Source organism: Microbispora sp. CA-102843, assembly GCF_050936215.1.
Classification (GTDB): Bacteria; Actinomycetota; Actinomycetes; order Streptosporangiales; family Streptosporangiaceae; genus Microbispora.
Map to the genome: position 1 here is coordinate 32,186 of NZ_JBNJNF010000002.1, position 9,577 is coordinate 41,762.

At 70.6% G+C, this 9,577-nt stretch carries 22 protein-coding genes; 2 read left to right on the forward strand and 20 right to left on the reverse strand.

Translation table 11 applies throughout. The features are described from left to right. Position 1 precedes the first annotated feature (1 nt). From ACQEVJ_RS46290 to ACQEVJ_RS46385, 20 genes are all read right to left on the reverse strand, one after another. Complete coding sequence (locus ACQEVJ_RS46290) at positions 2 to 385, reverse strand: hypothetical protein (protein WP_433095821.1); 384 nt, start codon at positions 383 to 385, stop codon at positions 2 to 4. A 572-nt stretch (positions 386 to 957) separates the two neighbouring features. Beyond that, positions 958 to 1,239, reverse strand: a complete 282-nt coding sequence (locus ACQEVJ_RS46295; RefSeq protein ID WP_433095823.1) for a hypothetical protein — start codon at positions 1,237 to 1,239, stop codon at positions 958 to 960. Next, complete coding sequence (locus ACQEVJ_RS46300; protein ID WP_433095825.1) at positions 1,229 to 1,594, reverse strand: hypothetical protein; 366 nt, start codon at positions 1,592 to 1,594, stop codon at positions 1,229 to 1,231. The genes ACQEVJ_RS46295 and ACQEVJ_RS46300 overlap by 11 nt, the downstream gene beginning before the upstream one ends. Then, positions 1,587 to 1,991: a hypothetical protein gene (locus ACQEVJ_RS46305; protein ID WP_433095827.1), complete on the reverse strand. Its 405-nt coding sequence runs from the start codon at positions 1,989 to 1,991 to the stop codon at positions 1,587 to 1,589. Before ACQEVJ_RS46305 ends, ACQEVJ_RS46300 begins: the two co-directional genes overlap by 8 nt. After that, positions 1,991 to 2,341: a hypothetical protein gene (locus ACQEVJ_RS46310; RefSeq protein WP_433095829.1), complete on the reverse strand. Its 351-nt coding sequence runs from the start codon at positions 2,339 to 2,341 to the stop codon at positions 1,991 to 1,993. The genes ACQEVJ_RS46305 and ACQEVJ_RS46310 overlap by 1 nt, the downstream gene beginning before the upstream one ends. After that, positions 2,341 to 2,676: a hypothetical protein gene (locus ACQEVJ_RS46315; protein ID WP_433095831.1), complete on the reverse strand. Its 336-nt coding sequence runs from the start codon at positions 2,674 to 2,676 to the stop codon at positions 2,341 to 2,343. Before ACQEVJ_RS46315 ends, ACQEVJ_RS46310 begins: the two co-directional genes overlap by 1 nt. Beyond that, a complete protein-coding gene (locus ACQEVJ_RS46320) occupies positions 2,676 to 2,996 on the reverse strand; it encodes a hypothetical protein (protein WP_433095833.1) in 321 nt (106 codons plus the stop codon). Before ACQEVJ_RS46320 ends, ACQEVJ_RS46315 begins: the two co-directional genes overlap by 1 nt. Further along, positions 2,993 to 3,541, reverse strand: a complete 549-nt coding sequence (locus ACQEVJ_RS46325) for a RusA family crossover junction endodeoxyribonuclease (RefSeq protein ID WP_433095835.1) — start codon at positions 3,539 to 3,541, stop codon at positions 2,993 to 2,995. The genes ACQEVJ_RS46320 and ACQEVJ_RS46325 overlap by 4 nt, the downstream gene beginning before the upstream one ends. Further along, positions 3,538 to 3,894 (reverse strand): hypothetical protein, encoded by a 357-nt coding sequence (locus ACQEVJ_RS46330; RefSeq protein WP_433095837.1) that lies wholly within the window; start codon positions 3,892 to 3,894, stop codon positions 3,538 to 3,540. Before ACQEVJ_RS46330 ends, ACQEVJ_RS46325 begins: the two co-directional genes overlap by 4 nt. After that, positions 3,894 to 4,316 carry a hypothetical protein gene (locus ACQEVJ_RS46335; RefSeq protein ID WP_433095839.1) on the reverse strand — a complete coding sequence of 141 codons (423 nt, stop codon included), beginning with the start codon at positions 4,314 to 4,316 and terminating at the stop codon, positions 3,894 to 3,896. The genes ACQEVJ_RS46330 and ACQEVJ_RS46335 overlap by 1 nt, the downstream gene beginning before the upstream one ends. Continuing rightward, positions 4,313 to 4,564 carry a hypothetical protein gene (locus tag ACQEVJ_RS46340; protein ID WP_433095841.1) on the reverse strand — a complete coding sequence of 84 codons (252 nt, stop codon included), beginning with the start codon at positions 4,562 to 4,564 and terminating at the stop codon, positions 4,313 to 4,315. The genes ACQEVJ_RS46335 and ACQEVJ_RS46340 overlap by 4 nt, the downstream gene beginning before the upstream one ends. Continuing rightward, positions 4,561 to 5,721 (reverse strand): hypothetical protein, encoded by a 1,161-nt coding sequence (locus ACQEVJ_RS46345; protein WP_433095843.1) that lies wholly within the window; start codon positions 5,719 to 5,721, stop codon positions 4,561 to 4,563. The genes ACQEVJ_RS46340 and ACQEVJ_RS46345 overlap by 4 nt, the downstream gene beginning before the upstream one ends. After that, complete coding sequence (locus ACQEVJ_RS46350; protein ID WP_433095845.1) at positions 5,718 to 6,479, reverse strand: hypothetical protein; 762 nt, start codon at positions 6,477 to 6,479, stop codon at positions 5,718 to 5,720. The genes ACQEVJ_RS46345 and ACQEVJ_RS46350 overlap by 4 nt, the downstream gene beginning before the upstream one ends. Beyond that, a complete protein-coding gene (locus ACQEVJ_RS46355; protein WP_433095847.1) occupies positions 6,476 to 6,811 on the reverse strand; it encodes a hypothetical protein in 336 nt (111 codons plus the stop codon). Before ACQEVJ_RS46355 ends, ACQEVJ_RS46350 begins: the two co-directional genes overlap by 4 nt. Next, positions 6,808 to 7,086, reverse strand: a complete 279-nt coding sequence (locus ACQEVJ_RS46360) for a hypothetical protein (protein WP_433095849.1) — start codon at positions 7,084 to 7,086, stop codon at positions 6,808 to 6,810. The genes ACQEVJ_RS46355 and ACQEVJ_RS46360 overlap by 4 nt, the downstream gene beginning before the upstream one ends. Next, positions 7,083 to 7,292 (reverse strand): hypothetical protein, encoded by a 210-nt coding sequence (locus tag ACQEVJ_RS46365; RefSeq protein WP_433095851.1) that lies wholly within the window; start codon positions 7,290 to 7,292, stop codon positions 7,083 to 7,085. Before ACQEVJ_RS46365 ends, ACQEVJ_RS46360 begins: the two co-directional genes overlap by 4 nt. Continuing rightward, a complete protein-coding gene (locus ACQEVJ_RS46370) occupies positions 7,292 to 7,621 on the reverse strand; it encodes a hypothetical protein (RefSeq protein WP_433095853.1) in 330 nt (109 codons plus the stop codon). The genes ACQEVJ_RS46365 and ACQEVJ_RS46370 overlap by 1 nt, the downstream gene beginning before the upstream one ends. Then, a complete protein-coding gene (locus ACQEVJ_RS46375) occupies positions 7,618 to 7,749 on the reverse strand; it encodes a hypothetical protein (RefSeq protein ID WP_433095855.1) in 132 nt (43 codons plus the stop codon). The genes ACQEVJ_RS46370 and ACQEVJ_RS46375 overlap by 4 nt, the downstream gene beginning before the upstream one ends. Positions 7,750 to 7,818: 69 nt before the next feature. After that, positions 7,819 to 8,001: a helix-turn-helix domain-containing protein gene (locus ACQEVJ_RS46380; RefSeq protein WP_433095857.1), complete on the reverse strand. Its 183-nt coding sequence runs from the start codon at positions 7,999 to 8,001 to the stop codon at positions 7,819 to 7,821. A 53-nt stretch (positions 8,002 to 8,054) separates the two neighbouring features. Continuing rightward, entirely contained in the window at positions 8,055 to 8,291 is a 237-nt protein-coding gene (locus tag ACQEVJ_RS46385) for a helix-turn-helix domain-containing protein (RefSeq protein ID WP_433095859.1), read from the reverse strand. Positions 8,292 to 8,527: 236 nt separating this feature from the next. Between ACQEVJ_RS46385 and ACQEVJ_RS46390 the strand changes: the two genes are divergently transcribed. Together ACQEVJ_RS46390 and ACQEVJ_RS46395 are read left to right on the forward strand one after the other, a co-directional pair. Further along, positions 8,528 to 8,986, forward strand: a complete 459-nt coding sequence (locus tag ACQEVJ_RS46390; protein WP_433095861.1) for a hypothetical protein — start codon at positions 8,528 to 8,530, stop codon at positions 8,984 to 8,986. A gap of 130 nt (positions 8,987 to 9,116) precedes the next feature. Further along, entirely contained in the window at positions 9,117 to 9,383 is a 267-nt protein-coding gene (locus ACQEVJ_RS46395) for a hypothetical protein (RefSeq protein WP_433095863.1), read from the forward strand. Positions 9,384 to 9,577: the final 194 nt, after the last annotated feature.

Consider the following 9,577-nt stretch of genomic DNA (forward strand, 5'->3'; position numbering starts at 1 on the left):
GTCAAGCCTCACCGTCCGCGGCGGGGGCGCGGCGGCCGAGGGCCTGCTCGACGAGTGCGCGGCCGCGCCGGTTGGTGTCGCCGTTGTCGCGCTCACCGAGCGGGGGCACCGGCGGCACGGGCTTGGCCGCGGGCGTCGACGGCGGCAGGTAGTCGCGGGGCCGTTCCCGGAGGGCCCGGGTGATGTAGGCGATGGGCTTGTCGACGTCGCGGCCGTCGAGGAGCTGCCGGCGGACGCGGGCCGCCCATTCGGGCGGCACGGTCCGGCCGGTCAGGTCCTGCAGGAGGTCGGTGATCTTCTGGTCGATCCGCTGGGTCTGGTCGTCGTCGTCGTCTTCGTGCGCGGTGCGGCGCGTAGACGACGACTTAGACACAGACTCAGACATAGACACAGACATAGACACCGACGGACTTTGGTCGGATTCCGCCTGGATTCCGTCCGGAGTCGGGTCGGATTCCGCCCGGACAATTCCGGGCCTGGCCTGCGGCTTCGCGCTTCTCTCAGCGGTTTTTGCGTTCTTGGCGCGGTCTCTGCGCTTGCGTTCCCGCTCGCGTTCTTGGTCGGCCTCAACGCGTGCTCTGGTCAGGTTGCGAGGGCTCCACTGGTGGAATTTGTAGCCTCCCCGGCAGCGCTTCCACAGCCCGCGGCGCACCAGCTCGTCGGCTGCCTCCTCCGGCGTCCTGGACAGCAACGCGAGCACGTGATCGGCGATGAAGCCGTCAGACAGCTTCGCCGCGGAGTACGAGCCAGCGCGCACCCAGAGCGCCGTGGCGGCATCGGACATCCCGATGGCCTTGGGGTGGTCGTAGAAGTCGGGGTCAACCTGGAACCTGACGGGCATCTATGTGTTCCGTTTCCCAGTTGGTCAGGCGGTGTGTGAGCAAGGTGGAGGCCCCGCCCGGCGCGGGTCTGGTCGGCCGGGCGGGGCTCGGGGTCGTCTACGTGTGGTCGTGGCTCCTACTCGTGCCGGGGGAGGGCCTGCCGGGCGGCGAGGTATTCGTCTGTGGGCGGGCGGCCGGAGCTGTAGTTGGGGTGGCGCCAGGCGCCGATCACGTCGCCGGGCCGGGAGTTGGCCTCGGCCGCGACCTTGGGGAAGAGGGTGAGGATCCGCGGCCAGGGCCAGCCCTGGTGTTCGAGGTGGCGGAGGACCTGGAGGATGTCGCCTTGCCGCCAGTCGGGGCGGGTGTGGGACAGCAGGCTCAGCAGCTCGTTGGTCGCGCGGCGCGGCTCACTCGGCATCGGACGGTTCCCCCTTCCACTGGTGGTCGGTGCAGGCGCTCCAGAACGCGCGCACGTCCGTGGCGGTGCCGTGGCTGGCCCGGGCGCCGTTGCCGAAGGTGCACTTCGGGTAGCCCCAGGCGTTGTTCTGCCGTAAGGCGCAGTTGCCGCAGCGGCGGCCGGGCGCCTGCCGGTCGTTGTACGGCGCGGCCTCCGGGTGTAGACGCAGCGGCCGGGTGAGCACGACGGTCAGCGGGTGACGGCCGGCGGCGAGGAGTGCCGCCTGCCGTTTCGTCCGGCGCACGCCCTCCGACTCCTTCGGGGCGGGCGGCGCGGCCGGCTGCTCGACGTCGAACAGGGCGGGCAGCTCACCCATCGGTGTTCCCGAGCGCGGCGGTGAGCGCGGCCGCGAGCTCCTCGGCGATCGCCGCGTCCTCCCGCCGGCGCTTCTCGTCCAGCTCCCGCAGCCCGACCGCGCCGAGCAGCGCGTAAGCGTGCGCCTCCTCCTCGAGGGCCAGGCGCACCATCACGGGCATGCCCGGGTTCGCGGCCAGCACGAGAGCGAGCTCCCGCGGGAGATCCTCGCTGTCGATCACGCGCTGCTCGTCGACGCCGTTGACGAGCAGCCGCCAGTAGCGGTCGTCGTTCACGGTCGGGATGATCTGCAGGTCCGCGTAGTAGAGCGCGTCGCTGACGACGCCCGCGTTGACGCCGGCCCCGTCCAGGGCGTTGCGGGTGGCGTCGTGCAGCTGCTGCAGGGTGGTGATCGGCATCAGTCGTCCCCCTCCGCCACCATCTGCGGCAGCAGGTTGAGCTGCCGCTTGGCGTCCTCGGCCGAGTGGATCTCGTCGAGGGTGCCGCGCGCCGTCCTCAGCTGATACATCGCCCGCTGGGCGCGGCGCAGGTGGTCCTCCTGGTCGCGCGTGGCGATCTCCAGCCCCGTGATCCGCAGGTACGCGGCCGGGGCCGCCTCGACGTCGGGGGTGACGTCGACGCGCTTCACGCTGGTGAGCTCGACGATCGCGACGACGTTGTTGCCGAGCTTGCCGAGGCGGGCCTCGTACGGCTCCAGCAGGCGCCTGATGGCCTTCGTCAGCTTGCTGTCGAGCTTGATGTCCGGCATCAGTCGCCGTCCTTTCCGGTTGTCTGCGGCCAGGTGTGGCCAAGCTGGTCGTCGTGGTCGCCGTCGTGGCCGCGCTCGCGCTCGCACCAGCTGGCGCCCTTCGGGCCGGCCTCGTCCGCGCAGGGCTGGACGATGCCGTGCTCACGGAAGGCCGCGACGATGGAGGGGTCGTGGTCGAACTCGCCGAGGCTCTCGCCTTCGGTGTCCCAGCCGCGCCCCTGCAGGGCCTTGATGAGGGCGCTGCAGACGCGGCGCTTGATCTCCGGGGCGGCGCCCGCGTTGATCAGCGCTCGCGCGACGGGGTCGAAGACGTCTCCGGCGGATGCCCAGCCCATCAGAGGGTCACCGCCCCTTCCGTGATGTCGTTGATGCGCTGCATGAGGCGGGTGTTGGTCTCCTGCGTGCGGAGCATCTCCTCCCGCTCGCCGAACGGCGTGCCGTCGCGCAGCTGTCGGGTCAGAGACGCGATGCGGGCCTCGTACCGCTCGGCCTGCTCCTTCAACGCCCGGTCAGCCTGCGCCAGGTCCTCACGCAAGAGGCCGGCGTGCTGGTGGAGCTGGTCGATCAGCACCTGGCAGCCGCAGGGGTCTTCGTCCTCGTCCGCCGTCGCGTCCACCAGCGGGGCGGCCTCCGCCCACTGCCACGGCCATTTCATGAGACTCTCCAGATCTGGATTACGGCGCCCGGCCGGTCGAGGGCGAGCGGGTGCCCGGGGTAGAACTTGCGGACTCGGCCGTCGACGACCTGCGAGTCGTCGGCCCATACGGAGGCCTGCGTCAGCGCGTCGCCGATCGCGCGGCCGTGGTGGTCCCAGTCGCCGGAACTCCTGGTGACTGGGAGGGCCCGGGGCGAGGCGAGCGGCGGCAGGGTGACGGTCATCAGGACCACGTACGCGCCCTTGAGGTGCCCGTGGTCCTTACGAGGCACCCCACAGGTCACGCACGGCCCGGAGCGGCCCTTGCGCTCCCTGGTGGGCGGCTGGTGCTCGTGCGTGCCGAGGACCTCCATCGCGGCGTCCCGGATCGCGTTGCGCCACGGCCGCAGCTGCTTGTCGTTGGCGTAGTAGCCGCGGCCGGCAGGGTTGTAGGAGATCCGCCCCTGCCCGGCTGGTGTGCCGTACGCGGTGATCGTGACGAGCGGGGCCCCGGAGGGCGCGGGGTAGGCCGCGCCCTCCGAGGTCACGAGGTCGAGCTGCCTCACGTGCCGCTCCCGCCCGGGATGACCGTGAGGGGCGGCCGGTCGGCCGGCTCGGTCACGCCGAGCTGCTCCATGAAGCCGTGGAGCTCGGCCGCAGCCATGCGGTAGTTGCCCGCGTGGCCGATCCGGTTCCAGGAGGTGGCCAGGCCGAGCGCCCCGATCCGGAGGCGGGTGGCGTAGTCGAGCGCAGCGCTGCGCTCGTTCACCGCCTCGGCGACCTGGGTAAGCAGGTCGGCGATGGTGCGGGACCTCGCGCCGATCTCGGCCGCCTGGTCGGCGATGATCCGGCGGAGGTCCTCAACCTCGGCGTGGTGGTCGAGGAGCAGCTGCGCGCGGGACTTACCGAAGAAGCCCATCAGAACGGCACCTCGCTTCCGATGGGGAAGAGCGGCAGCGGTCGACGCGGGCCCGTCTGCTGGGTGATGATGACGACGCTGTTGCCGTAGCCGAAGTGCAGGCGGCGGGCGATCTGGCAGCCGGTGCACTTGCACTGCAAGCGCTCGTCCCAGCGGCCGTCGGCGCTTTCGACCCACGTGGCGTGGCCGGTCAGCATCTCCTCGAACGCCCGGCGCACCTCGTCCAGCTCGGCCCGGTACTCGGCGCGCTCCTCGGCGAAGCCTGCTTCGCGGCAGTCGCAGGCGGTGCGGTGGTCGACGCACGCGGCGTACCGGGGGTCGAGGCTGTTCTTCGGCAGCGGTACCGCGAGCGGGATCTCCACCAGGTTGCGGTACGGCCCGAACCTGACGACGTGCCGGAGTGCGATCTCGGTGGACGTCATTGGCCCTCGCCGCCCTTCACCCCAGCGACCTCGCGCCACGCCTTCCAGTCCTCGATCGGTAGGCCGCCGACGCTCACGTCGTCGCCAACGTGTTCGTGGTCGTTGAGTGCGGTCGCGGCGGCCAGGGCGAGCGTCGCGCGCACCTGAGCGGCAGCAAGCAGGTAACGTTCCTGAGTGCTGCCGATCCTCTCGCGAGCCGCGCTTTCCAGCAGCGCCTCAGCCTGGGCGTAGTTCTCCGGGCCGGTCACCGGTCCTCGCTCTCCGGGTCGTCGACGACCTCCGCGTCCACCGGCTCGTCGCCGTCGGGCGCGTCCTCGTCGGCCTCCGGATCCACCGCGGCGTCGCGGATATCCGCCAGCAACTCGCCGAGCCGCACATCCGGATCCGGGCCCGCGTTGATCACCCGCTCCAACGTGTCGATCAGCACGGCCGCCTCGTCCTTCGTCAGGTCGCCGGACGAGTTGAGCTCGCGGTTGACGATCGTCGACGACGCGCGCAACCGGTCGGCGCGGTCGCTCCAGCCGATCTGGTTGAACAGGGCGTGGATCTTCCGCGACTGCGGCCGCGTCAACGGCTCCGGCGCGGCCGCCGGCGGCCGCTGCGGCTCCTCGGCCTCCGGCGCCGACGGCATGCCGGGCAGCGTGTCCTCGAACCCGGGCTCGCCCGGCAGCGGCGGCTCCGGCACCTGCGCGCGCGGCGCCTCCCTCGCCTCGGCCGGGGACACCGCGGTGACGCCCTCCGCCGCGGGCTCCGGCTCGGGAGCGGGCGGCGGGGTGGCGGCCGCCGTTCGGCGCCGCGCCGTACGCCGCTTCGTCGGCTGCTGCTCGGCCGCCTCGTCGACCACGCCCGCGTAGTCGCCGGCGTCGTCCTCCGCCTCTTCCGTGACGGCCATACCAGCGACCACGTCGGGAAAGACGATGTCGCACAGTTCGCCAGTCGCACGGGCCTGGAGCATCCGGCGCGGGTACTTCTGCCAGGTGTTCTTGCCTGCCAGCCCGGCCCGCTTGGCGTCGTCCATGGTCCACTCGACGGTCGTCCACGCCTGCTCGCCGCGGCGGCGCCCCCTGACCCGGCAGCGGGTGATGGTGTTCTCCTCGTAGACCAGGTCATGACCGGCGGCGAGGACGCGGGCGCGCATCAGCTTCGCCGACATGGTCGGCCTGCCCTCGACGACGTACATGTGCTGCAGCGACGTCATGGGCCCGATGCCGACCTCACGACCGGCCAGAATGGCGGCCGCGGTCGCGGCGTAGTTGCCGCGCAGCCCCTTGGGGACGAAGTCGGTGTCGTGGATAGTTTCGGCCAGTCGGACGATGTCGGTGATGACGTCCTTCCAGCCGTCGACGACGTCGCGCTGGGGAGCGACGGTGCCGGCCTCGCGCACGGCGATCTCGCTGCTGGTCACGCTGCAACCTCCGAAGGGGGCAGAAGGGCGTCGCCCTTGTAGTCGCGGCACTCCTTCGAGGCCTGGGCGACCTGGGCGATGTACAGGAACTGGCGGAACACCTCAGGTCCCGCCTCGAAGGGGTAGAGGTCGTATCCGTCGGCGCGGAGCCACACCACGCCAACCTCGTCGACCTCCGGCATGGGGATCTGGCGGCCCTCGTCGTCGAGATAGAAGTCGGCGAACCGGTAGGCGCTGAGCTGGAACGCCATGTCCCCGTACGGGCCCTTGGCGTTGGTCTTCCAGTCCAGGAGCCAGCGCTTCCCATCGGCCAGGTCAGCGACCAGGTCCGGCGACCCGCCGTACCGGTAGCGCCGGGAGAAGATGGGCCGCTCGACGAGCACCTGCTCCGCCTGCCACTCGTCCAGGAAGCGGACGCAGGACTCGACGTGACCGGCGAGCTCGTCGGGCACGTCGACCTCTTCGCCGCGGGTGAGAGCCTCGGCGAGCTTGTGCACGCGGGTGCCGCGCACGCCCGCCGCGTCGCGGACGGCGGTGTGCGCCTTCGCGAGGCGCTTGAGCCGCTCGGACGGGGTGAGGCCGGCGATCTCGTCCCAGTTGTCGACGGCGTGCGCCGCGACGGTGTCGGCCGCCCAGTTGATCAGCCCGGACTTGGGGAAGCCGTCGCCGATCAGCGTGGTGACGCCGGGGATCTTCTCGCCGTCGAGGAGGTAGGAGTGTCCGCGGCCGTGGTTGCGCCGCTTGGTCTCGCCGCTCACAGGGCCCTCAGTCCCTCGACGACCCGCAGGAGGACGCCGGTGTCGACGCCGGACGGCTGCCGGTAGCCGGTGGGGGCGGCGTGCCGCGGGGCCGGGATCGGCTCGACGCGCAGGTTGGCGATCCGGGCGTTGGCGGCCGCCCGGGCGGCGCGCTGCGCAGCGGTCGGCGGCTCGTACGCGTGGCCCGGGCGGGCGGGCACCCAGAACAGCGAGTGGGTGCTCTCGACGTGGCCGCACCAGCGGCAGCCGTCCAGCAGCCGCCGCACTCCGTCGGGCCAGCGGATCAGCGAACGCCTCAGGCCGGTGCGAGGGTCGATCGTCAGGTAGCTCACCGCCACCTCCTCGGCTGGTCGCGCCACACCGCGCTGGTGTCGGTGGCCTTGCGGAGGACGGTGGTGCGGTACCAGCACGGCGCGCCGTCGCCGAAGTCGACGTGCACGATGGGCGCGCCGCTGCGGAGGACGGCGTGCGCGGCCTGGGCACCGTTGAGCAACTCGGCGGCGATCGGGTCGCGCGGCGGGCAGGCCACGATGGTTCCGGTGCGCCGCGTGCTGCTGTGCTGCACCTTGAGGTTTAGCGGCCAGAGGTTGGCCAGGTGGAGGATCAACGGTCTCCTTCTTCGAGAATCAGAGCGATCTGGCGGCGGGCGACCGTGATCCGGTCGGCGTCGGTGTCGCCGGTGCGCAGGTCACCGAGCCAGGAGGTGTGCTCGGCGATGGTGGGGTCGGCGGCCGCGGCCTGCTCGGCGCGGGCGGCCCGGGCGGTGCGGGAGAACGCGAGGGTGAGCAGGTGCGGGAGCTGGCGGCCGGCCATCAGTCCTCCAGGGGGTGGCGGGACTCGCCGGTCTCGACCGGGTCCTCGACGCCGAGCGCGTCGGGCGTCAGGACGCGGGCGGTGCGCCGGGCCCGCTCGGCGTCGATGCGGGCGGCCCGCTGGAGCGCGTCGTCGCGCAGCTCGCTCACGAGCGCGGCGCGGGCGCGGCGCAGCTCGGCGATCGTCGCGTCGATGTGCGCCACGGTGTCGTGCCCGATGGCGACGTACGGGCGGGCGCCAACGCTGGACCGGGAGATCCACAGGCAGTTGTCGCGGAGGGCGAGGTTCAGCTTCACCACGGCGGCGGTGAGGGTGTCGTGGACGCTCACGCGTTCTCACCGCAGGTCTGTGCGGTGCGGTGGTCGGCTAGCCACTCGCAGCGCGCCATGTCGAGGTACGCGGCGAGCTCGGAGCGCGGGGGAGGCACCAGGAGCTCCTCGTAGGAGAGAATGGGCATGCGAGTTGTCCCTTCGGGGATTTGGCCCCCGCAGCCGCCGGAATCGGCTGCCGGGGGCTTCTTTCTTCTTCAGGAGAGGCCGAGCATTTTCCGCAGGTCGGCGGTGGGGATCATGATCAGCTTGCCGACGCGGATGTTCGGGATGTCGCCGGTGTGCACGGCCTTGTAGGCGGCAGCCCGGGACAGGCCGAAGATGCGACCCATCTCGGGGACCGTGAGCATGGGCTGGACCTCGGGGTCAGGCACCGGCATGCGGGGCTGGCGAGTCTTCTGGCGAGTGCGCGTGGCGGTGGCCATTTCGGGGGTCACTTTCTGTTCGTGGGGGCGGGCTCGCGGAGGAGCGCGCCGAGTTCGACGTGCAGCTCGCCGGCGAGGCGCTCGGCGAGGGTCAGAGACGGGCTCTTGACCTCGCGCTCGACCTTGGACAGGTAGGGCGCGGTGACGCCGACCCTCTTGGAGAGCGCGGCGATGGTCAGCCGTTGGGCGCGCCGGATCGCACGGATCGCGCGGCCGTTCTGGGTGACCGTAATCACGGGTGGCACGGAGACAAACTAGGACTGGAGTCATATCTAGTCAACTTGAGTCCCTCGTGTTAGGACTCATTTAGAGCGGTTCTGACTGGCATCGCCAAAGGGGTAAGGCGCGTGTAACCTGCGGAGATATCGAGTCACAATGAGTCTTGACGGAGTCCTAATGAGTCCGCGACGATCGCGGCATCGTCAAGCTGTACGTACGGGCCTACCTGTACACACAGGCGCGACGGGCGAGGGAGAGAACCATGTCTGGGTCCGCAGACGACTGGAAGCGCCTGGGAGAGCAGCTAGTCGCCAGGCGGGTTGAGCTCAACTCTGACTGGAGCAACCGCAGCAAGTTCACGCACGACACCGGCGTGGATTACCGGGTTGTCTACGACCTGGAGAGGGCCAAGCGGACGAATTTCTCCGGAGCGATGATCCGGCGCCTGGAGAAGGCGTATCAGCTACGCGCCGGCGCGATCCCAGCGATCCTCGGCGGGGACGACATCGCGCTGTGGGGGAACGAAGTAAACGAGCGCAGGGCGCGCGAGGCCCGCGAGCAGCTGCACACGCGCTCAGTCATGGAGGGCGAGTTCGAGGTGTTCCTGGCGGAGGCGAAGGACGCGATCCGACACCTCCCCCCGGAGCAACGCGAGGAGGCGGAGCGTACGACGATCCGGTTGCTGCGGGGAATGCTGCGCGACATGGGGGCCAACATCTAGCGACCGCGTAGCGACGTTCGAAGATCGTAATGTCTTCGTTGCCTCGGTCTTTTGTTCGAGATGTTGACCCTGTGATGTTGTCGGGGCCAGTATGCGATTTCCAGGATGCCCGGTTTGGGGTAGGTGCGCATTGGCTGTCGAGAACATGCACGATCGACTCAGGGTGGCAGTGGCCGAGAGCAGCGAGTTGCCTGAACCGGAACGCTTCGCCTGGGGGCGGGCCGGGGACTTCCTGGCCATCGTGCATGCGCCGGGCTATGACCGGCGGATCATCGCAGCCGTGGCGGCCGCCGAGTTCGATCCGGCTGACTTCGCGTGCATCCGCGAGGCGCTCGGCCTGGGGCCGGCGCCCGCTCCTGTTGACCTCGTTCGCGCGTCCCTCGACGGTCTCAACTGACCCTGGATCGCTCCAAGAGTGGGGACGCGCCGACACTCAAGATCGACGGTGCCCCCACGTGGGGGCACGGCGCGTAACTTCTAGTTCCATCTGGTCTCGTTGCGTCTTGTTGCGTCTACGCATGCCCAGCTACGATGCCCATCCACCCAGATCAGCATGGGGATAGAGGTCGGGTTCAAATCCCACCTCCACCG